Genomic DNA, 20,508 nt, shown 5'->3' on the forward strand with positions numbered 1-20,508 from the left:
GGGAGCCCGGGGTTTCCGGGCCGAACGGGGCTCGTTAGGCACGGCGTCAGAATGCCCTCCGGTGGCGAGAGCCGCCGCAGAAAGGAACACGATGAAGTCCCTGAAGGCTGCCGCTGTCGTTGTCGGGTCCGTGGTCGTCGCCGGTGCCGCCGCGCCCGCGTCCGCCTACGACACCGCCGACCTCACGCCCACCAGCCTCAACGGCGCCGTGAACACCCTCACCAAGGGCCCCATCGACCCGATGATGCCGCTCCAGAACCAGTCCAACGCGCTCGACACCGAGAACAAGGACTCCGTGCTCAGCACCGTGAAGGGCGCCACGCGCACGCTGAACTCCGAGAACGGCCTCCTGGGCGGCCTCCCGCTCAAGCGCTGAGCCGGGCGGCATCAGGTCAAGGGCCGGTTCCCACGCTCCGTCCGCGCGGCGGACCGTGGGAACCGGCCCTTCGCATCCCTCGATCGGGTGGCGGGCCCGGACGCGCTCCGCCGCCCGGGTGACAACCCGGCCGCCCCGCCCCGGCCCGTGGATAGGGTCCCGCGGGTGACCACAACACCCCCCGCAACGCGCCCCGTTCCCACCTCCGACCTGGGCACGCTCGTGATGATGTCCTGGAGTGGCGAGGCCGCCGACGACAAGGACATGCCCTACCTCCTCGCCTGCACCCTCGGCGACGCCCCCGACGGGCCCGAGGCCGCGGGCGCCGCCGTCGAGAAGATGCTCACCGACACCGGGCTGCCGGTGGGCGGCGAACTCGTCGACGGCAACCTGAAGCCGAGCCTGCCGGTCAGCCTGCTGGTCGTGGCGGGGCAGGCCGTCGTCACCATGCCGCGGCTGAACGCCCAGTGCACGGTGGGCGAGGAGTGGCTGGCGGCGGTCGCCGAGCGCGGCTACGCCTATCTGGTCTTCACTGCCCGCCCCTGGCCCGGCGAGCGGCCCGGGACCACCGTCGACCGGGAGGAGTTCGCCGAGTTCGCCACGGCCGACGAGACCCTGAAGGCCGCCGCCCACGTCGTCCTCCCGGCCCGCAGCCTGCGCGGCTGATGGCCCGCCCGGCCCGCAGCCTGCGCGGCTGATGGCCCGGGCCGGGGCGGCGCACGCCCGCCCGGCGCCACCGTCGGCGGGCGCGAGCCCCGGACTCGCCCTCGTGTCCTGGCTGCAGTTCGAGTCGCTGTACCGGATCAACGCGCTGTGCCTGTGGTGCTGTCTGGTGTGGGCGGCGACGATCCCGCTGTTCTGGTACGTCACCTCGCACACCGTCCGCCGCGGCCTCCTTCCCGCGCCACGTCGGCTGCGGTCGCTGTCCGGCGCATTCACCTGGGTGGTCGTGGCGCTGCACGTCGGGGTGATCGGCATGTTGGTCCTGACCCGCTGGTGGGGCTTCTGGACGAGCCGACGGCCGTATGACAGCCGTACTACTGCGGCATGCGGGGGATTCCCGTGCTCGTGCTGTTTCCCGGCTCGTTACGGGTATGCACGCACAGCTTCCCGACATCGGAAAGGGACCGCACCCGAATGAAGCCCACCACCCGAGGAACCCTCGCCGCCGCGATCACCTGTGTGGCCGCCGCGACGGCCGGTGCCGCGAGCGCGTCCCCCGCCGCGGCGGTCACCGCGGTGCCCGTCCCCGTGCCGCTGGGGGGCGTCGAGAAGTCCCTGAACGTCGAACTGCCCGAGGTGAGGGGGGAACTGCCGGTGCCGGTACCGGGCGAGCCGGAGGGCCCGCGCTATGTCGAGGGCCGTCTCCTGCCGGACCGTGCCGTCCCCCAGCTGCCGGTGCACGCCGGACTGCCCGGCGGCGAGGCGCGCGCACCCCTCCCGCACGTCCTCGGCTCCCGCTTCGACCACCTGGCCGTCTCCGCGCCCGCCTCCGACCTGCGCACCCTCGCCCCCGGCGTGACCGTGGACGCGCCGCTCACCCAGCCCGACGCGCACCGCTACGGCCTGCCCGGCACCAAGCTGCCGCAGGCGGGCGTGCTCACGCCGATGCTGCAGGCCGTACCGGCGGCGGCCGTGGTCACGGGACCGGGACTGTAGGGACGTACGCGGTACGACCGTTCCGGGTCCGCCGCCAGGAGGCCCCGCTCCGTGACCACGGGCCCGGCCCGGCGGTTACCGGTACGGAACACCGGAGCGGACGAGGAGCACAGCGATGGCCGTCAGAGTCGGCACAGGGGCGGCGGACCGCCCGCCCGGGCGGCGGCGGGACGCGTTGCGCGCCCTCGCCGCCGCGGTCACCACGGTGGCGCTGGCCCCCCTCGTCGCGGCCTCCCGCCCCCGGCGGTCCGAGCCTCCCGTCCCGGTCGACCTCGCCTTCGAGGAGACCTACCGGGGCCGCCGCCTCCACGGCTTCGCGACGACCGCCGCCGGGCGCGTCCTGGGCGCCCTGGCCTGGCAGGTCACCGTGGACGGACGGCCCCTGCACCTGATGCGCCGGGCCGACGGCAGCTGGCTGAGCGTGCTCGACCACTACGGCTCCTACGACACCCCGCTGGCGGCGGCCCGCGCGGCCGTCGACGAACTGGGGCCCAGGCAGCGGCTGCGCGCCGACGGAGGGGGCCACCATGGTGTACACCCGTAAGGACGTGAGCACCCTGACGGCCGCCGAGAAGCGGCGGTTCGTGGGGGCGCTGCTGGAGCTGAAACGGCGCGGGGAGTACGACGAGTTCGTGCGCACCCACATCGAGTACTACGTCGCCGACGGCGAGGCCGGGCTGCGGACGGCCCACATGGCGCCGTCCTTCCTGCCCTGGCACCGCAAGTTCCTGCTGGAACTGGAGCGGGCACTGCGCCGGGTCGACCCGTCGGTGTCCGTCCCGTACTGGGACTGGACCCGCGACCGCACCCCCACCTCGGCCCCCTGGACGCCCGACCTGCTCGGCGGCAACGGGCGGCGCGGCGACCTCCAGGTGACGACCGGCCCGTTCGCCCACGCCACCGGGAACTGGACGATCAGGGAGAACGTCACCGACGGCACCTTCCTCACCCGCGACCTCGGCCGTCCCCGCGACCCCATCGACCTGCCCACGGCGGCCGACCTGGAGTGGGCCCTGGAGGACCCCGCCTACGACGCCGAGCCCTGGGACTCCACGGCCAGACGCGGCTTCCGCAACAAGCTGGAGGGCTGGGGCGCCGGACGCGGCAAGACCTCCTGGCGCAACCACAACCGCGTGCACCGCTGGGTCGGCGGCGCCATGCTCGGCGGCGCCTCCGTCAACGACCCCGTCTTCTGGCTCCACCACGCCTTCATCGACCTGCTCTGGTCCCGCTGGCAACACCGCCACCGCGACCCCCGCTACCGCCCCGCCACCGCGCCCAGGCCGGGCACCGCCCAGCACGGCCGCATCGTCGCCCGGCACGAGCGGCTGCCGCCGTGGGACCTGACGCCGGACCAGCTGGAGGACCACAGAGGGATCTACCGGTACGTGTGAGAGCCCCGGCGCTCACCGCGATTCCCGCTCCCGTCCCGCGACGCCGCCCGGGACGGGCTCAGCACGGCCGGATCGCCGCCCGGCACGAGTGGTAGCCGCCAAAGGAGGTGACGCCGCATCGGTTGGCGGATCGCGGCGGGAGCCATCGGTAGGGGTACGGGGCACGGTCTACCGGTACAGGTGAGAGCCCCGGCGCTCGGGGAGGGGGCCGGGGCTCTCGGGGAGGTGACGTCGGACGGTGTCAGCTGCCGTAGCCGCCGTCGCCGTTACGGCCGTCGTGCTTGCCGTTGTGGCCCTTGTCGTGGCTGCTTTCGTTGACGCACTCGTTGCCGAACGCCGGGTTGAGCAGGCCGATGATGTCGATGGTGTTCCCGCAGAGGTTGATCGGAACGTGCAGCGGGATCTGGACGACGTTGCCCGACAGGACACCCGGCGAGTGGACGGCCGCGCCCTGGGCGCCCGCGTCCGCCATGGCCAGACCGGCCCCGCCGAGGACCATGGCGCTCGTGCCGAGAGCGACCCCGGTCGCCTTCGCGATGCGAGACATCAGGTTCTCCTTAAGGAATCGAGGAGCGCGACGGCAGGACGCGCCGCCGCACTTCCCGTTCAACGCGGCGGATCTTGCCGGGTCACGGCGATCAGTCCCGGATCACCCTTTTTGAACAGGGAATTCGGCGGGGTGGCGCCGTGCCGGACCCCGGGCGGTATGCCGATCGACTGATTTGGCGCGCCGAAACGCGGGGAAGTACCTGCCATGCTGGACATCTCGCGGTCGGCGCACGCCGTGCTCGTCGGAGTGGAGCAGTACGCGGGCGGTTCCGACTGGCGCCTGGACGGGCCGGTGCGCGATGCCCTCGGCCATGCGCGACGGCTGCTGGACGCCGGGCTGCCGCCGGAGCGCATCACGCTGCTGCTGTCGCCGTCGCCGCGGAACGCCCTCGCGGCGGCGGACCTCGGCCTGGTCCATCGACCGGCCACCCGGGACGTCGTACACGAGGTGCTCTACCGTGAACTCCCCAAGTCCGACGGCGACTTGTTTCTGTTGTCATGGTCCGGGCATGGCCTGCTCGACGCGGGCGGCCACCACCGGCTGCTGTACGCCGACGCGGTCACCGAGGACCTGCGCTGCCTGGACCTGGACGCCGCGCTCGCCGCCTGGCGCTCCGACCTTGTCCCGTCCTTCCCGCGGCAGCTGTGGCTGCTGGACGCCTGCCAGGTGTTCGGCGACCTGAGGGCCGAGCGGGGCGCGCTGAGTCCCGACCCGGTCCCCACCGGGCAACTGCGCGAGCGGCCCGGACAGTACGCGTTCTTCGCCGCCGCCCCCGGGCAGTCGGCGCGCGGCGCGGGCACGGGCGAGTACGGCCTGTTCACGTCCTGGGTGCTGCGGCTGCTGGACGAGCGGGCCGGTACCGGGCACGCCTGGCTGGCCGACCCCGAGGGGTTCGCGGCGGCGCTGCGGGACGGGCTGCGCGGGGCGGTGCCGTACGGGGACGGACTGCAGACGCCCACGTACTTCTGGCACGCGGGACCGGACGGGCGCGACGAGCGGCGGCGACGGACGGGACCCACGGGACCCACGGGACCCACGGGACCCACGGGCTCCACGGGACCCATGGGACCCACGGGCTCCACGGGCCCCACGGGATCTTCCCAGCCCACCAGGGAGCAGCGGCGGCGACTGGTCCGGCTGCTGGAGCGGGTCCCGGCGATGAGTAGTCCCGGTGACCGGACGCGGCTGATCCGGCAGTTGCCGCCGGAGGTCGCGGTGAGCGTGCCGCAGTCGGATGTCACCCGGTTCGCGCTGCTGGACCTCATCGACACCTGTGTGGAGTTTCCCGGCGGGCTTGACGAGTTGTGTGCGGCGTTGGAGATGGTGGACGGGGGAACGGCGGCCTCCGCCGAGTTCGCGGACGCGGTGCGCGAACTGGCCGGAGGGTATTGACCGTTGGCCGGGAGAGAGGGAGGAGGATCATGCTTTTGCCTGCTCAGGGGAGTCCGCCACGGACTCATGGCTCGAAAGGATGTCTGAGACACGGGCTTCCCGCACCTCAGTGGCGCAGTCATGATGGACAACAGTGGGTCGGCGTCGGCGGCATCGGCCCGGATGCTGGGAGGGCAACGGCACCATGGAACACGCCGACAGCATTGTCGAGTCGGACCTTCTTGACCTCGGGGGAGTGACGCTTGATCAGCTACGCGCGATTACAGACCGGGAACGGGCCGACAACAAGCAGCGGCTGCTCCGGAAGCTCGAACAGCCGGATGTCAACTTCGGCGGCGAGCAGAGCTGATCGACGCCTGATGTGGCCGGGGTGCTCCGGCAGGTGACCCGGTACAGCCTGAGCACCGCGGACTTCGACGCCCTGATCGGCGGCGGCGGCACGGCGGAGACGCTGCGCCGGGTCCGGGACGGTGAGCGGAGCCACCGGCTGCTGCTGTTCGATCTCTTCCTCGACCTGGTCCAGGACCGCCCGGAGACACTCGGTCCGCTGCCGCCCGGCGCCACCGCGTGGGACCTGCTCCGCGCGGCGGAGGCCCGGGACCCCGCCGCGGTGGGGGAGTTGCTGCTCGCGCCCGAGATCGGACTCTGGCTCGCCGCGACCCTGCGTCGACTGGGCGGCCCGGGGGAGGGCGCGGCGCCCCTGTGGGCGGACGCCGGACAGTTCCACGCGCTGGCGGTGGCGGCGGCCGTGCGCGCCGGGCTCGACTGCACCCTGACGGTGCCCGCCCGGCACGGCACGGTGTGGCTGCCGTCCCTGGGGCGCGCCGTGACACCGAGGGCCGTACGGCCCTGGGGGACGGCCCGGGTGAGCTGCACCCGCGGCGAGCTGAGCGTCCGGATCGGTGACCGGACCATACGGGTGTCCGCTCCGTACGGCACGGAGAGCGCCCACTGGCAGCCCGCGCGCGCCATGACCGTGCCGATCCGGGGCGCGCACACCCCCGTACTCCTCGACGACCTCGGTACCCACCGCATCGATCCGGCCGCCACGGCCGCACCGCCGCGACGGCTGCCCGGCCGGGAGGCACACGCGTGGGAGGCGCTGCTGCGGGACGCGGTGGCCCTGATGGAGGAGACGGACCCGCAGTCCGCCGTCGACGCGGCGGCGCTGCTGCGCAGCATCGAGCCGTTGCCGTCCCCGGAGAACACCCGCCCGGTCAGCGCCACTTCGGGCGACGGCGTCGGCCGTTTCGCCTCGACCATGCCACCGGACGCCCTGCAACTCGCCGCCGTCGTGGCACACGAGATACAGCACAGCAAACTGGGCGCGCTGATGCACCTGTACGCCCTGTACGAACCGGGCGACACCAGCCTCTGCTACGCCCCCTGGCGCGACGACCCACGGCCGGTGCGCGGCCTGCTGCAGGGCATCTACGCCTTCACCGGTGTGGCCCGCTTCTGGCGGGGCCGGGCGCTGCACCCGGGCACCACCGGCGCGGAGGCCGCCGCGGCACACTTCGAGTACGGCCTGTGGCGGCGGCAGTTGCTGCGGGTCTTCCCGGAACTGCGCGACCACGCGGGGCTCACCGACCTCGGCAGACGCACGGTCCACCGGCTCGGCGAGACGGTCCTCGGCTGGTCGGCCCCGGACCGTACCGGGAGCGCGTACGCCATGGCGGACGCCGCCGCCGACCACCACGCCGCCAGTTGGCGGCTCTACCACGTGCTGCCCGACCGGGCGATGGTGACGGCCCTGGCCCGGGCCTGGCCAGGGCGGCCGGAGCCATGGCGGTACGGTGCCCCGAGGCGCGTGGTGTCCAACCCGCGCGTGCCCCGGCTGGACACGCTGGCCTGTCTGTCCCAGCTCGCGCTGCGGGACCGGGGCGCCCTGGAGCGGGTCGGCGATGATCCCGGCGCGCTCGCCGCGCTGGTGCCGGGCGCCCGGGCGGCGGAGCTGCTGTATGTGCTCGGGGACGGCGAGGGAGCCGTGAAGCTGGCCGCCACCGCCCTCCAGAAGCGGGAGGGCGACGCGGAGTCGCAGTGGGCGGATCTGCTCATCGCCCTGCGCGCCACCGGCAGCGACGCGGCCGGGCCGGTGCTGGAGCGCCCCGAACTGGCCCACGCGGTGTACCAGGAGCTGGACCGGGCCGCCGGGACGGCCCCCGACCCGGTGACGTTCCTCGGATGGCTGAACGGCCAGGTGCCCGGCGACTGACGCTGCCGGGCACCGACGGGCCCGCGCTAGATGGGCATGGGGTCGATGTCGCAGTTGGCGCGCTGCCAGGCAGCCGCGTCGGCGTGGGCGGGGTGCTGCTCGCCGAGCACCTGTGCGATACCGGCCAGGGCGATCTGGTGCTGGGCCTCGGCGTCCTCCGTGCGGCCCAGCGCCTTGAGGTCCTGGGCGACGTTGCTGGTCAGGACCAGCACGGTGGGGTGTTTCGCGCCGAGGATCCCGGTCGCGTGGTGCAGGGTCTCCTCGTCCATCTCCAGGGCCGCGTTCACCTCGCCGTGCGCGAACATGTCGCTGGCCAGGTTGATCCGGCACACCAGGGTGTCGGGGTGCTCCTCGCCGAGGTTCTCGATACAGCGGGCGAGGGCGGCCTCGTTCAGTTCGCGGGCCGCGCCGACCCTGTTCAGCAGCCGGTAGGTGATGGCGAGGTCCATGGCCGTCTCGATGGTGTACGGATGGCCGTCGCCGAAGACCTGGACGTACAGGTCCCTGGTCTGCTCGCCCAGTTGCACCGACTCCTTCAGCTCGTTGAGCTGCCGCAGGTCCACGGAGAGGTTCAGCGAGGCCACCAGGGAGTCGGGGTGCTCCGGGCCGTAGCGGTTGAGGAGTTCCTTGCGTGCCCGGCGGGTGTGCTCCACGGCCTCGGTGTGGCGTCCCGCCTTGCGGAGGGTCACCCCGAGACGGGCCAGGTTGCGCAGGGTGTTCGGGTGGTTCTCACCGGTCTGCTGCCGGTAGCGCTCCGTGATGCTCTCGAACAGCCGCACGGCGGCGAGGTACTCACCCAGTTCGCGACGGTCGAGGGCGACGCTGCTCTCGGTGAGCATGCTGGTGAGCGCTTCCTCGCCGTACATCTGCGACTTGAGCTGCCAGGTCTGCTGGTCCAGCTCCAGCGCTTCCCTGAACTTGCCGTTGACGCGGAGGCTGACGGCGAGGTTGTGGGCGTGCAGCAGGGTCTCCGGCTCGTCGTCGCCGTAGCGCATGGCCCGCTGGTAGACCTCTTGGTTGATCTTGAGGGCCTCCTTGAAGTTGCCCTGGGCGCGGCGGTCGCCCGCCGCCAGGGCCAGGACCCGCAGGAGTTCCTCGTCCGCGTCGGTGTCGGCGTCCGCCTGCTCCAGCACCGCGCGCATGCGCCGGACGACCGCCGCGGCCTCCTCGTACCGGCCCATCTGCGACAGGACGTACCGCAGATGACGGCCGAGCATCAGCGTCTGGCCGTCGCTCTCGCCGCGCAGTTCGCACCACAGGTCGTAGGTGTTCCGGGCGAACTCCCGGGCGGCTTCGTGCTCGCCCCAGTAGAAGAGGTACTCGGCGACGTTCTGCACCATCTGCCGGACGTGCCGGGACGGGGACCGTACGGCCTCCGACACCAGGACGTGCGGGTACAGCTCGCCGAACTTGGCCCAGTTGATCGGGTCCTGCGGGTTCCCCGGCGTGTCCCCCGCGAGCAGCATGTGCGCCCCGTTCTGCATCCGGTCGCGCTGCTCCTGGGACATGCGGGCGATCAGCACCGCCTGGACCAGACGGTGCATCTGGATCGAGTTGGTGCGGTGGTCGATCTTGGCGAGGGAGTAGCGGTTGATCTCCCGGATGGCGCGGCCCAGACGCAGCGGGTCGGTCAGGGCGCGGTCCAGGTCGGGGGCGATGGGCTCGACGGGGGCGCGGGAGAACAGGGAGCGGGAGATGGGTTCCGGCGCCAGGTAGGCGCAAACCTGCAGGAGTTGGAGGGCGGCGGCGTTCTTGCGCTCCAGGTGGTCCAGGGAGACGTTCCAGGCGGTGGCGACGGTCTCCTCGTAGTGGGTGGGCTTGGAGACCGTCATCAGCTCCGCCCGCTTCTCCTCGAACAGGCGCAGGTACTCGGCGGCCGGCATGCCGGTCTCGGCACGCCAGGCGGACGCCTGCTCGACCGCGAGCGGCAGATCGCCGAGTACGGCGGCCAGTTGGTCGGCCTCGACGTCGGGGAGGTCGGGGTTGCGGCGCTGGAGGAGGTGGATGGACTCCTCGCGTTTGAAGACGTCGACCTCCAGGGGATGGGCCAGGGTGTTCCACTGGGGGTTGCGGGAGGTGACCAGGATGGAGCCGATGGGGCCGCTGCCCGGGCTGGTGGGGAAGTAGTTGCGCACCGCCTCCGGGCTCTCGGCGTTGTCGAAGACCAGGAGCCAGTTGCTGTACGGGTGACCGGTGCGCAGCGCCTCCAGGACCGCGGGCACGGCGGTGTTGGCCTCCGAGGTCATCCGCAGACCGAGGCGCTGGGCGAGTTCCACCAGGGCCTGTGCGATCTGCGTGGGCCGTTCGGCGGGAATCCACCACACGACGTCATAGCGGGTGGCATTCCGGTATACGTACTCAAGGGCGAGCTGTGACTTTCCCACGCCGCCCATTCCATGCAGGGCATGCGGCAGCACAGCCGTCGGGCCTTGCCCCAGATTGCGTTCCAGCATGCGCAGCAGATCGGCCCGCCCGGTGAAGAGAGCGTTGCGCGGCGGCATGTTGTTGAGGACCGCTGGGCGGAGCGAGGAGACGCCTTCCTGAGGCTTGCCCAGCGTGACGCCCTCGGGTTCGGGGGCCGGGGTGGCGGTCCCATGGGCAACCGTGGTCACTGTCGTGCCTCCTTGGCGTGTGCTGCTCTCGACCTGCCCGTGGATATCAGAAACGGAGGACAGAAGCTCAGTAGTGCTTCCGCTCTCTGGGGCGTCGGCTGTATTCATGATGCCGGAATCTTTTCTTAAATGATCGGTTATGACTTCGGTGTCCACTCCGGTCCCGGTCGGTTCATCCGATTGGATGTGCGCCGCCGAAAGGAGCCCGTGAATTCGGTGCGCGCGACGGAGATGAGGCCCGGCGAGCGAACTGAGAACGACGTATTCGGTCGTTCGGAAACGGACGTTGTCCGGAGTGATCTCAGTGCGGCCGGTGGTCTCCCGGCCGTCGAAATAGGCGAGCAGTTCCCGCGCCGCGCTGTTTTTCGGCGCGAGGACTTCGGCGGCCCGCCGGGAGGCCCGCAGAGTGGCACGTTTGGTGCTTGCGGCAAGGAGTTCCGCACGGATTCCGGGCAGAAAGCTGTACGACTCGGGACGGCCCGGCCGTGGTTCGATCAGTCCGCTGACGAGGACCTCGGCCAGTTCCACCGGCCCGGAGGGCGGCACCATGTCGCGCTGCACCGCCGTCATCACCGGCAGGTCCAGCTCGACCGCCGCCAGCCTGACCATCAGTTCGAAGGACTCGGGGGACGCCCACACCCGGAACCGGGCCACCTTCTGCGCCGGGCTCTCCTCCAGCGGGGCGGTCTCCATCAGCGGGATCGGCTTGGCGCCCGGCGCCACCATCGTGGCCGCCGCCTCCGCCCAGCGGGGCTCGGTGCCCGCCACGAACCGCGCCCAGGGCCCCACCCAGTGACCGGCCGTCTCCAGCACCGGCACCGGGAACGACCGACGCGGGTGCAGCGGCGCCGACCACTCGCTCGCCCCGTGCGGATTGAGCAGCTCCCAGGTCAGCGCCCCGCCCGCGGCCCCCGGCCCGGCGGCGTGCATCCGGACCCGCTCCGGGAGCAGCCCCGTACGGTCCCACAGGCGTTGGGGTAACGGCGTCAGGATCGCCAGCGGCTGGTACCTGCCCCACACGGCCAGCGCCCCACGCGCCGCCCCCGTGTGCCAGGCGGGCGCCATTCCGTCGGTGAGGACCAGCACGATCCGGCACCCGGACTGGTCCACGAGACTGCGCACCGGCACCGGGCGGCCGGGCCGCCCCGGATGTCCCGGGGCACGTAACAGGATGCCGTCGGGCGTTCCGTCCGCGGTGTCCAGCAGCCGGGTCTCGACGCCGCGGAAGCCGCCGTACAGCCGCAGGTCCCGGGTCAGCGACGCCGCGAGGCCGCGCCAGGCGACCATGTGGGGGGCGGTGTCCACCACGAGGACCACGCTCCAGCGGGCCTCGTGCGCCGGTCGCAGCACGGGCGGCAGCCAGGGGGCCTCGGCCAGCTGCTCGCCGGTGCGCTCCTCGTCGATCTCGCCGACGGGGGAGGTGCGGTTCCGCTGCCGCAGCGCGCGCAGGGCCGGGCCGAGGGACGGGACGGCGGCCGTTCTCCGGCTGGTGCGGCGGCGGGAGCGGCGTAAGCGGGCGCGGGACTCGGTGGGGGCGGGCCGTGGGGGCGCCTCGACGGTGTCCGGGGTCCCGGGATCGTCAGGTGGGTCGGAGGCCTCGGGTGCCTCGGGCGTTCGTGGCTCGGCGGGGAGGTCGTCGTGGTCCTCGTCCTCGCCTCCCGGACGGCGCGCGGTCTCGGGGGGCGGCACCGCCTGGGTCGCGTCAGGCGCGTCGGTACCCCCGGGCTCGCTCGGCCGGTCCGCCTCGGTCTCCCGGTCCGTCCCGGCCTCCCGCTCCGGCTCGTACTCGTCCGGTTCCACGAGCCCGGGGTGTTCCCGGACGAGCCACAGCGCGTCGGCGACCTCCCGCCAGTGCAGGTCGCCGACGCGTAGGCGCTGGTGGTCCGGGGCCGGGCCGCGTGCCGCCCGACCCGCGGACGCGGGGTGGTGTTCAGTCACTCCGCCCAGCCCCATCGGCGTTGAGGGGGTGCCAGATGGCGCTCAGCACCGCCTGCCACTCGGCGTCGTCGCCCTCGGAATAGGTGTACGCGCCAGAAGTGACCAGGTGGGCCGCGTTGAGCAGCATGTCTGCGGCCAGTCCCGAGGATTCCTCGCTGTGGGACTTGAAGGCGCGGATCAACTTTCCCTGCATGTCACCGAGTCGATCGGAGAAGTGGGCGGAGAGCAACTCGGCCAAGCCTTCCGCATCGAGGTCTGCCATGTCCAAACGCAGACAACGGCGCATGAACGCTTCGGGAAATGCGCGTTCCCCATTGGAAGTCATGATCACAACGGGGAAGGCCCGGGCTTTGACCACGCCTTCCTCGACGCGTGCGAAACCGCCCGGATCGGCGGTGTGGACGGTGACGGTGGGGTGCTGCTTCCTCACTCGAACGAGTGGCGGCACAGCGTACCAGCCGTCCTCGAAGAGGGTGAGCAGATCGTTGGGAAGGTCCGCGTCCCCCTTGTCGATCTCGTCGATGAGCAGGACCCTCGGCAGCCTGTACGGCAGCAGGGCGGTGCCGAGCGGGCCCAGTTGGATGAAGTCGCCGATGTCCCGGGCCGCCTCGTCCGACGCGGCACCGTCCCCGTCCCCCTCCCGCGGCGGCGTGAGCCACGGGTTGCGCGACTGGGCCCTGCCGATCGCGTCGTACTCGAAGAGACCGGAGGCCAGGGTGGTGCGGCTGGTGACGGGCCACTGCAGGACCCGGCCCAGGGACAGCTCACGGGCGATACGGAAGGCCAGCGCGGACTTGCCCACTCCGGGACGGCCGGTCACCAGCAGCGGGCGGCGCAGCAGCAGGGCGGCGTTGACCAGCCGGACCTCCTCCGCCGGGGGCTGGCGGGGGACGGTGACCGGGCCCAGGCGGCGGTCCGCCTCGTCGTCGTCGGGTGGTTCGGGCATGGGCGGGCCGCCGTTGAAGCTCCGCCAGCGCGGACCCTCGGGCCAGCTCCGCTCCTCGTACGGAGCGGTGGGAAGTGACCGTCCCGTGCCCTTGTAGGGCAACGCGTTGGTCTCCTGCGCGTTCACTCGGTCCCCCCTATGAAGGCAGCGGGAGCACACGCGTCGCCGTCGAGGAGGTGGTGCGGGTCGTCCCAGACGACACCGAGATGTCTGATCAGGGCCTTGTCGCGCTGGCCGGCGGCACCCGCGGCGGCGTCGCCCCTCCACTGTCGTGCAGTGGACGGCAGATTGGCCAGGCCTTCACCGGCCAACAGCTCCTGCACCAGGCTCAGGAAGGCCTCCGAGGAGGCGGACTCCCGGTGGAAGACCATCACCGGCACGCCGTGGTCGAGCCCCAGCCGTAACTCCCGCAGTCCCATGCCGTTCCTGGTCCGCGGGGTGTCACTGAGCACCATGCAGACCACCCCCTCCTCTTTGCCGATCCGGGCATCCAGTAGCTCAAGGTGCTCGGTGGCGGGCCGCCCCTGGGGATCGCACCAGTGGGCCTGGCCGGTCCCCGGGTCGCTCCGCCACCGTGTCCATCTCCTGCGCCATACGTGATGCAGATCGCGTCGCTGCATGCGCTCCAGACTATGGATGAAAATCTCAGAGTATTTACTCAACAGCGGGTTGGGATGGCCGAGTTGAGGATTTCTGTTCCACCACTCGACCGGTTCCGCGAGCAGCTCGGTAGGGAGGAATATCTCCAGGACGACGTTCTCGTCCCGAGACTGCCACAGCTCGGCGGTCGCGGACAGCAGCTCGGCGACGGCGCTCGGGACCTTGCTGCGCGGAACGGGTGCTTCAGGGTCGCGCCCCACCTGGTGCAGCCGGGTCGACTCCACGTACCGGACCCGGGAGGAGAGCCGGTAGCGGCTCTCCGGCCGCCTCCTTCGCGCCCCCGAGGACTCGAACGGGGTGAGGTCCGGGGCGACCTTGATGAACATACGGATCACCGGGGCGGCGGAGAGGGGTTCGGCCTCGGCGTCGGGCTGCGGGGCCGCCGCCGAGGTGGCCGTGGCGGGGATCAGCTGCTCGGTGTGCTGCTTCTTGTCCATGGTGTGGACCGGGTGCCCGGCATGCGCCGGGTCCATGGGGAGCGGTGGACGGGGCCGGTCGCGGTCGGCCAGTTCCTTGCGGAGCACGCGCAGCCCGGCCGGGCCGCTCTCCGTGCCCCAGGCCGCCGCGAAGTGGTCGTTCCACGCGCGTATCTCACCGACGAGGGCCGCGGCCTCCGTGCGCAGCATCAGGTGTTCCAGCAGCACCATGCTGGGTTCGAGCCCGCCCACGGGCGCGTTGTGGCAGGCGAGGTGGACGAAGGCGTGCCACACCGAGGTGCAGTACGTGGGCAGCCGCACCCGGTCGCCGCTGACCTCGGCGATCAGCGCGGGCAACTCCGGCAGTGAGAAGTCCAGTCCGGCCCGCAGCGCCGTCCAGTCCCGGCCCTCGTACAGATCGGTGGCGTACCACTCGTCGAGCAGCGGACGCAGCCGCGCGGAGAGGGCGGGGGCGAGGAACTCGGTGATGTCCACCAGCCCCTCGAGGCCGCCCTCGGTGCGGCTGCACAGCCGTACGGCCTCCACGAACTCCTGGCGTGGCGTCGGGAAACCGGTCAGCTCCAGACCCTCGAACTCCGCCGCCAGTTCACGGGCCCACTGCAGCCGCCCCCGCGGGTCGGCCAGCGCGGCGGAGGTGCCCAGGGCGTCGACCATCGCGCTGAGGACCCGTTGTCGCGCCGAGTGTTTCCAAGGCCTTTGCTGCACGTGCGTTCCCCCTCGCACTGCCCGACACCCTCATCATCCCGGAACACCCGCGTCATTCGGGAAGGGCCTGGGCCAGAAGTTCGTACAGGCGCGGGTTGGCCCAGTAGGCGCCGTGGGCGGCTGACACCGGCTGTCCATTGTCCACCTCCACGTCCCGTACCCGGGAGCCGAAGATCGGGGAGCCGAGGAAGGAGAGCAGATCGCGGGGGTCGTACACGTTGAGCCACTCGGGGAACCGCGCCGGGAGGCCGGTGCCGTAGGGACGGGAGGGAAGGGCGTCCAGTTCATAGAGGAGGGGTGCCTGGGAGCCGACGGTGATGAGCTGGGCGATGTGGGGCGGCAGCGGCTGGCGGGCCGCCAGCAGGTCGAAGGCGATCACCCCGCCGAGGCTGTGGCCCAGCAGGACGACCGGCGCGGGCAGCGCGCGGGCCAGCTCGGCGACGTAGGCGCGGACCGCCTCGCCGCGTACGAGGTAGCTGAGGATGTCTCCGGAGAAGCCCAGCCCGTGCTCGCTGATCGCCCCGCGCCTGCTGACGACCAGCCGGGAGCCGCCCGACCGCTCGGCCAGCCGCGCGAAGGCCCCCAGGGAGCGGCCGACGACGTCCGCCAGCCCGCGCTCGTCCCCGCCGAGCGCGTCGGTGACCGCGTCCACCGCCGCGTCCCGCTCCGCCACCGGCACGGCCCCTGGCCCCTCCGGCAGCCGCACCAGCGCCCGGGCGACCAGCGAACGCCCGGTCAGCCGGGGCAGACCGCGGCCGGGCCCACCGCCGTCCGGGGCGTCGCAGGCGGAGCGGAAGACGGCCGAGGCCCGTAACTCGCGTACGACATCGTCCAGTTGCCCGGCGAGTCCGGCGGCCTTCCAGGCGTCGCGTACGGCGTCGGCGACCGTCTCCGTCTCCTGCCACAGCCGCTGCCCACCCGGGACGGCGCCCGGCACGAAGGGAGCCGTGCGGTTCGAGGGCCCGCTGAGGGCGAACAGCGTCAGCTCCGCGTCCGGCTCGGCGTACAGCAGCGCCCAGCGGGCCCGTTCCTCGTCCTCCGGGGCCCGTCTGGGGGTGGTGTCGGTCTTCTGGGGGCGGTAGCCGGGGATCGACGCGCCGTCCGCCCGCAGATACGACCCCAGCGCCGACCCCCAGTCGCACTCGGCCACGGTGACATCGGGCCGCACCCGGGCCAGCCCGGCCCGCACGGCACGCAGCGCCGAGGCGTAGGCCGGGGCACGCACGCCCGTGCCGTGGATGAGGAGCACGCTGGTCATGGGGGTGCCTCCGAGATGGCGGTCCGGGTCTTGGAGCGTGCCCCATGAACTGGTCGGTCACAAGAGGGGGTTGTGGGGGAGGGTGGTCCTGTGCGTGGGTCGGCCTGATCTCACCCGTCGACTGCCGGGGGAGCCCCTGCGGGGGCCCCTGCTAGCGTGCTCCTCAAATCCTTGGAGTACCGGAGAAGTGGGACGAGTGGACATGGGAGACACGCGGCTCAAGGCGGATCTCTACGAGCAGTTCGCCCGCGTCGGCAAGGCCCTCGGCAGCGGCAAGCGGCTGGAACTGCTCGATCTGATCGCGCAGGGCGAGCGGACCGTCGACTCGCTGGCCAGGGCGGCCGGTCTGGGCCTGACCACCGCCTCCGCGCACCTCCAGGCCCTCAAGCGCGCCGGAGTCGTCGCCACCCGCCGGGAGGGCACCCGGGTGTACTACCGGCTCTCCGGCGAGGACGTCGCCGCCCTCTGCGTCCTCGTCCGCGGCGTGGCCCAGCGGCACCTGGCCGAGACCGAGCGGGCCCGCGCGGCCTACCTCGGCGAGGAGACCGAGGCCGTCGACCGGGAGGAACTCCTGGCCAGGGTCGCGGAGGGCAGCGTGACCGTGCTGGACGTACGCAGCCACGAGGAGTACCTGTCGGGCCATATCCCGGGTGCGCTCAACGTGCCCCTGGAGGAGCTGGACGAGCGGCTGGCCGCGCTGCCGGAGGACCGGGAGGTCGTGGCCTACTGCCGGGGCAGGTACTGCGTCCTGGCGCATGACGCCGTACGGCTGCTCAGGGAGCGTGGGCGCACGGCGCGCCGACTGGCGGACGGGATGCTGGAGTGGCGGGTGGACGGACTGCCGGTCACCGCCGGACGGTGACGGTGCCCGGGGCCCCGGCGGTGACCCGGCCGATGACGGCGGCGGGCAGACCCTGCCCCTCCAGGGAGTCCACCAGGGCGGTGTCACCCTCTGGCCGGGCGAGCAGCAGGCCGCCGGAGGTCTGGGCGTCGTGCAGGAGGACCGCCAGCGTCTCGGGGACGGACTCCTCGACGGTGACGGCGTCCTGAAGGCGGTTCATGTTGGCGCGGGTACCGCCGGAGACGAAGCCCCGGGCGACGAGTTCCCCGACCCGCGGCAGCAACGGCACGCGCTCCGCGTCGATCGTCGCGGCCAGTCCACTGGCGCGCAGCATACGGTGCAGATGGCCCAGCAGCCCGAAGCCGGTGACGTCGGTAGCCGCCCGCACCCCGGCCGCCAGGGCCGCCGTAGCGGCACCCGCGTTCAGCAGCGTCATGGAGTCGACGGCCGCCCGGACGGTGCCGTCGGCCACGGCGCCCTTCTTCAGCGCGGTGGAGACGACTCCGGTGCCGAGCGCCTTGGTGAGCACGAGCTGATCGCCCTCCGCCAGGCCGTCGAGCCTGAAGAGGCGGTCGGGGTGGGCGAGCCCGACGACGGCCATGCCGTACTTCGGGACCGGGTCGTCCACGGTGTGCCCGCCGACCACCGGGCAGTTCGCGGACGCCGCGACCTCGGCCCCGCCGCGCAGCACCTCGCCCAGCATCTCGACGGGCAGTTCGCCGCCCGGCCAGGCGGCCAGGTTGACGGCGATGAGGGGGGTGCCGCCCATCGCATAGACGTCCGACAGCGCGTTGGCGGCGGCGATCCGGCCCCAGTCCGCCGGATCGTCGACGATCGGTGTGAAGAAGTCCGTGGTGAGCACGATCGCCCGCTCGTCGTCGAGCCTGAGCACCGCCGCGTCGTCGCCTTCGAGGGCGCCGACGAGCAGGTTCCCGGAGGCGGGCTGGAGACTGGCAGTCAGGGGGGAGAGGAGGGACTCCAACTTGCCCATGGGGAGCTTGCAGGCGCAGCCGCCGCCGGGGGAGAGGGTGGTGAGGCGGGGGAGGTGGGGCGTGGGGGGTGAGGGCATCGGGGCTCCGATGATCTCGGGGGTGGGCGTTCTTGTGACGCTAGCAGGGGGTTGGCCGTGACGGGTGGCCGCCGAGCGCGATGGACGACGAGGAGACCGTGAGGCGATCGACTGACCGCCCGTGCCCACGCGATCGAGGAAGTCGGCGACGTAGGTGACCGTGATCCACCGGTGGACCGGCGAGATGGGCGAGGCGGGCGGCGTAACAGCCGTCAAGGGGCCGCGGAGTGCCTGCCATGCTGTCTTAGGACGTGCCCCGCGCGAGGGCCGACCGTCCCGCTCGCGGCACCGGCAGGATGACCGGTCGAGCGGAAGCCGCTGGCGCCGTCCTCCTGCGTGGCGCCCCCGGCAGGAGCCACAAAACAAGGCTGGCTGTGTGTACGGCGCTGACCTGCGCACTTGCGCCACGATGGCGGTCGAGGGGCGGGCGCGGCTGGTCCCGCAGTGCTCGGCGCCTGCGGGAGCCGCACGATCAGGCTGTCGCTGGCGGTGCCGGCGCCGCTGGCTTCTCCCGTGGTGATCGCTCCGGGGTCAGTCGCGTGGCCTCTTGTGCCGGGAGTCTGCGGGGAGGGCTCCGGGCCGCGACATCGCGGTCACCGCGGCAGGCATGGCGACGCTATCGTGGACGTACGGCAGGGCGGAGAGGGAGCGGTCATGACCTCGGCGCATGACTACAGTGACCTGCACGAGCTCATTGATCACTTGGAGCCCGAGCAGGCGGAGGAGTTGCGCCGCCACGCTCTGCGTCTGGTCAGGCCCGCGCCGAGCCGGTTCCGGATACTGCGGAGCTTCGATGGTCCGGCGACCGATCTCGGTGCCCGGGCGAAGGACGTCGTACGGGCGGAGATCGGCGAGGACGATGCTGATCGTTGTTTCCGGTCCGCTCGTCGCCTCCCTCAACCGCAACGATCCTGATCATGAGCGCTGTGCCGAACTCCTGGAGTCGTACGACGGTGACCTCGTTGTCACCCCGTACGTGCTGACCGAGTGCTGCTATCTGGTCGGCAAGTATCTGGGTGCCGAGGCCGAGATCAATCTGGTGGAGTCCGTCGTCGGCGGTGACTTGGTGCAGGTGTTCCCCGATGAGCGGGACATGGCACGGATCGTGGAGCTGATGCGCCGCTATCGGGGCTTTCCGCTGGGCGTGGCTGACGCTTCGGTGGTCGCTGTGGCGGAGCGGCTGAAGCTGACGGATGTCGCGACGCTCGACCACCGGCATTTCCGGGCGCTTGTGCCCGATCACGTTCCCGCGTTCACGCTGCTTCCCTGAAGCGGGGAGGGAACAGCCCGGCCCGCCCAGGGTCGGGAACGAGCGGCTTATCGGAGGCCGTGGCGGTCGAGGCGGTGGGTCAGGCCGGGATGACGCTGATTGTCCTCGCGCAGGCTGGCAAGGCGCTGCCAGAAGTCCTTGTCACGTCCGGTGTGTGTACGCGTCGCGCAGTTCCGTAAGGAGGGTGGCGGCCCGGTCGTAGGCGCTCGTCTTCTTGGTGGCGATGTGGGCCCGTACCTGCTGCCAGAGGGCTTCGACCTCGTGTGCGAGGGCGGTCAGGCGTCGGCCACGGGCTTCGGCCCGCTCCTGTTCTGCACGCTGCCGAGGCTCGTACGCAGGGCGTGGGCAGCGTCCAGGAGGTGCGCAGCGGACCGGTCGCCGGGGGCCGCGATGGGTGCTGTCATGCCGCGCAGGCGGTACAGGAGGTCGGTGCGCAGTTGGGGCTCTGGGCCGAGGGCGAGCCGCAGCAGCAGGGCGTCCTTCTCCTGCTGGGGGAGAGCGGCGATCAGCGGGGCGAGTTCCTTCTTCGTGGGCCTGAGCGGCTCCTTCGGCGCGGTGGGACTGGCCTGGGCCGCGACCGCAAGGAGATCGGCGTCCACGCGCAGGAAGTCCGCGAGCGCGTGCTGCGGTGCGGTCAGCTCGCCGAGCCCGGCCGGGACGGGCGGCTCAGGGCAGGTCTGGTACTCCTCTTCGTCGTCGTCTTCGAGTTCCCAGGCGGCGAGTGCGGAGAGCCAGGCGAGGTAGAGGGGGCGCAGATCGCCGGTGGCGAGTTCGTCACGGACGCCGATGAGGGCGGCCAGTGAGTCGTCGGCGCCCTCGATCCAGTCGCCGCCCTCGTCCTCGCTGGTGAGGTCAAGCACGAGGTGGGTGCGGGTGGTCCAGGCGTCGACGTGGTGGTCGAGGCGGTACGGCCGCACTGCGGGCAGGTCCAGGGTCTGTTTGGGCAGGCGGAGCATCAGTCGGTGGGTGCCCCAATTGGTGACGTACAGGTGGGCGTCGAAATAGCGCTCCACCATGCTGCGCGGATTTCCGCTCAGGTCACCCCAGTTGTAGGTGTTGGTGAAGCTGGTGGCGGTGATCCGCGCCCGGGTGGAGACAGCCCGCAACTGCTCCTGTTCCTCGCGGCTGAGCGGCCGGTCGAGGGCCTGGAACTCGTAGTACTGGTACTCGCTCACGCGGGGGACAC

At 72.1% G+C, this 20,508-nt stretch carries 17 protein-coding genes and 1 pseudogene; 11 read left to right on the top strand and 7 right to left on the bottom strand.

The window, feature by feature from the left end; all coding sequences use genetic code 11:
* The first annotated feature begins 91 nt into the window (after positions 1–91).
* The 6 genes and pseudogenes from ACFVQG_RS13205 to ACFVQG_RS13230 all read left to right on the top strand — a co-directional run bounded on the left by ACFVQG_RS13205 (position 92) and on the right by ACFVQG_RS13230 (position 3,429).
* The gene (locus ACFVQG_RS13205; RefSeq protein ID WP_383380706.1) at positions 92–376 is read left to right on the top strand and encodes a hypothetical protein; all 285 of its coding nucleotides are present in this window, start codon (positions 92–94) and stop codon (positions 374–376) included.
* A 165-nt stretch (positions 377–541) separates the two neighbouring features.
* Entirely contained in the window at positions 542–1,042 is a 501-nt protein-coding gene (locus tag ACFVQG_RS13210; protein WP_383380709.1) for a DUF5949 family protein, read from the top strand.
* Between the two features lie 73 nt (positions 1,043–1,115).
* Positions 1,116–1,391, top strand: a pseudogene (locus ACFVQG_RS13215) (vitamin K epoxide reductase family protein); the annotation flags it as partial.
* A gap of 122 nt (positions 1,392–1,513) precedes the next feature.
* Complete coding sequence (locus tag ACFVQG_RS13220; RefSeq protein WP_383380711.1) at positions 1,514–2,035, top strand: hypothetical protein; 522 nt, start codon at positions 1,514–1,516, stop codon at positions 2,033–2,035.
* A gap of 115 nt (positions 2,036–2,150) precedes the next feature.
* On the top strand, positions 2,151–2,579 hold the full coding sequence (locus ACFVQG_RS13225; RefSeq protein WP_383380714.1) for a tyrosinase family oxidase copper chaperone: 429 nt from the start codon (positions 2,151–2,153) through the stop codon (positions 2,577–2,579).
* On the top strand, positions 2,563–3,429 hold the full coding sequence (locus ACFVQG_RS13230) for a tyrosinase family protein (RefSeq protein WP_383380717.1): 867 nt from the start codon (positions 2,563–2,565) through the stop codon (positions 3,427–3,429). Before ACFVQG_RS13225 ends, ACFVQG_RS13230 begins: the two co-directional genes overlap by 17 nt.
* A 241-nt stretch (positions 3,430–3,670) precedes the next feature.
* On the opposite strand, the gene ACFVQG_RS13235 is transcribed toward ACFVQG_RS13230, so the two are convergent.
* Positions 3,671–3,976 (bottom strand): chaplin, encoded by a 306-nt coding sequence (locus tag ACFVQG_RS13235; RefSeq protein WP_383380719.1) that lies wholly within the window; start codon positions 3,974–3,976, stop codon positions 3,671–3,673.
* A gap of 207 nt (positions 3,977–4,183) precedes the next feature.
* Here ACFVQG_RS13235 and ACFVQG_RS13240 point away from each other — a divergent pair, with 207 nt between their 5' ends.
* The 3 genes from ACFVQG_RS13240 to ACFVQG_RS13250 all read left to right on the top strand — a co-directional run bounded on the left by ACFVQG_RS13240 (position 4,184) and on the right by ACFVQG_RS13250 (position 7,586).
* Positions 4,184–5,371, top strand: coding sequence for a hypothetical protein (locus ACFVQG_RS13240; protein ID WP_383380722.1), 1,188 nt, complete (start codon positions 4,184–4,186; stop codon positions 5,369–5,371).
* A gap of 184 nt (positions 5,372–5,555) precedes the next feature.
* On the top strand, positions 5,556–5,720 hold the full coding sequence (locus tag ACFVQG_RS13245) for a hypothetical protein (protein WP_383380725.1): 165 nt from the start codon (positions 5,556–5,558) through the stop codon (positions 5,718–5,720).
* Between the two features lie 33 nt (positions 5,721–5,753).
* Positions 5,754–7,586: an HEXXH motif domain-containing protein gene (locus ACFVQG_RS13250; protein WP_383380728.1), complete on the top strand. Its 1,833-nt coding sequence runs from the start codon at positions 5,754–5,756 to the stop codon at positions 7,584–7,586.
* 26 nt (positions 7,587–7,612) lie between these two features.
* Here ACFVQG_RS13250 and fxsT read toward each other — a convergent pair whose 3' ends face one another.
* The 4 genes from fxsT to ACFVQG_RS13270 all read right to left on the bottom strand — a co-directional run bounded on the left by fxsT (position 7,613) and on the right by ACFVQG_RS13270 (position 16,142).
* A complete protein-coding gene (fxsT, locus tag ACFVQG_RS13255; RefSeq protein ID WP_383380731.1) occupies positions 7,613–12,136 on the bottom strand; it encodes an FxSxx-COOH system tetratricopeptide repeat protein in 4,524 nt (1,507 codons plus the stop codon).
* Complete coding sequence (locus ACFVQG_RS13260) at positions 12,129–13,208, bottom strand: AAA family ATPase (RefSeq protein ID WP_383380733.1); 1,080 nt, start codon at positions 13,206–13,208, stop codon at positions 12,129–12,131. Before ACFVQG_RS13260 ends, fxsT begins: the two co-directional genes overlap by 8 nt.
* Positions 13,205–14,833: a hypothetical protein gene (locus ACFVQG_RS13265; RefSeq protein ID WP_383380736.1), complete on the bottom strand. Its 1,629-nt coding sequence runs from the start codon at positions 14,831–14,833 to the stop codon at positions 13,205–13,207. The genes ACFVQG_RS13260 and ACFVQG_RS13265 overlap by 4 nt, the downstream gene beginning before the upstream one ends.
* Positions 14,834–14,936: 103 nt before the next feature.
* A complete protein-coding gene (locus ACFVQG_RS13270) occupies positions 14,937–16,142 on the bottom strand; it encodes a hypothetical protein (protein WP_383380739.1) in 1,206 nt (401 codons plus the stop codon).
* 202 nt (positions 16,143–16,344) lie between these two features.
* Between ACFVQG_RS13270 and ACFVQG_RS13275 the strand changes: the two genes are divergently transcribed.
* Positions 16,345–17,004, top strand: a complete 660-nt coding sequence (locus ACFVQG_RS13275) for an ArsR/SmtB family transcription factor (RefSeq protein WP_383380741.1) — start codon at positions 16,345–16,347, stop codon at positions 17,002–17,004.
* Here ACFVQG_RS13275 and selD read toward each other — a convergent pair.
* Positions 16,988–18,052, bottom strand: coding sequence for a selenide, water dikinase SelD (gene selD, locus ACFVQG_RS13280; protein ID WP_383380744.1), 1,065 nt, complete (start codon positions 18,050–18,052; stop codon positions 16,988–16,990). The two genes, ACFVQG_RS13275 and selD, sit on opposite strands and share 17 nt — an antisense overlap.
* Before the next feature lie 859 nt (positions 18,053–18,911).
* On the opposite strand from selD, the gene ACFVQG_RS13285 reads away from it, so the two are divergent.
* The gene (locus ACFVQG_RS13285) at positions 18,912–19,322 is read left to right on the top strand and encodes a type II toxin-antitoxin system VapC family toxin (RefSeq protein WP_383380747.1); all 411 of its coding nucleotides are present in this window, start codon (positions 18,912–18,914) and stop codon (positions 19,320–19,322) included.
* 275 nt (positions 19,323–19,597) lie between these two features.
* Here ACFVQG_RS13285 and ACFVQG_RS13290 read toward each other — a convergent pair whose 3' ends face one another.
* Complete coding sequence (locus ACFVQG_RS13290) at positions 19,598–20,497, bottom strand: hypothetical protein (RefSeq protein ID WP_383380750.1); 900 nt, start codon at positions 20,495–20,497, stop codon at positions 19,598–19,600.
* Between the last annotated feature and the right edge of the window lie 11 nt (positions 20,498–20,508).

Source organism: Streptomyces sp. NPDC057877 (assembly GCF_042796855.1).
Classification (GTDB): Bacteria; Actinomycetota; Actinomycetes; order Streptomycetales; family Streptomycetaceae; genus Streptomyces.

What these genes read in the sequence shown, in the direction of transcription:
- ACFVQG_RS13205 (WP_383380706.1), top strand. Translation starts at nt 92, where the DNA reads ATGAAGTCCCTGAAGGCTGCCGCTGTCGTTGTCGGGTCCGTGGTCGTC.
- ACFVQG_RS13220 (WP_383380711.1), top strand. Translation starts at nt 1,514, where the DNA reads ATGAAGCCCACCACCCGAGGAACCCTCGCCGCCGCGATCACCTGTGTG.
- ACFVQG_RS13225 (WP_383380714.1), top strand. Translation starts at nt 2,151, where the DNA reads ATGGCCGTCAGAGTCGGCACAGGGGCGGCGGACCGCCCGCCCGGGCGG.
- ACFVQG_RS13230 (WP_383380717.1), top strand. Translation starts at nt 2,563, where the DNA reads ATGGTGTACACCCGTAAGGACGTGAGCACCCTGACGGCCGCCGAGAAG.
- ACFVQG_RS13235 (WP_383380719.1), bottom strand. Translation starts at nt 3,976, where the DNA reads ATGTCTCGCATCGCGAAGGCGACCGGGGTCGCTCTCGGCACGAGCGCC.
- ACFVQG_RS13240 (WP_383380722.1), top strand. Translation starts at nt 4,184, where the DNA reads ATGCTGGACATCTCGCGGTCGGCGCACGCCGTGCTCGTCGGAGTGGAG.
- ACFVQG_RS13245 (WP_383380725.1), top strand. Translation starts at nt 5,556, where the DNA reads ATGGAACACGCCGACAGCATTGTCGAGTCGGACCTTCTTGACCTCGGG.
- ACFVQG_RS13265 (WP_383380736.1), bottom strand. Translation starts at nt 14,833, where the DNA reads ATGGTCGACGCCCTGGGCACCTCCGCCGCGCTGGCCGACCCGCGGGGG.
- ACFVQG_RS13270 (WP_383380739.1), bottom strand. Translation starts at nt 16,142, where the DNA reads ATGACCAGCGTGCTCCTCATCCACGGCACGGGCGTGCGTGCCCCGGCC.
- ACFVQG_RS13275 (WP_383380741.1), top strand. Translation starts at nt 16,345, where the DNA reads ATGGGAGACACGCGGCTCAAGGCGGATCTCTACGAGCAGTTCGCCCGC.
- selD (WP_383380744.1), bottom strand. Translation starts at nt 18,052, where the DNA reads ATGCCCTCACCCCCCACGCCCCACCTCCCCCGCCTCACCACCCTCTCC.
- ACFVQG_RS13285 (WP_383380747.1), top strand. Translation starts at nt 18,912, where the DNA reads ATGCTGATCGTTGTTTCCGGTCCGCTCGTCGCCTCCCTCAACCGCAAC.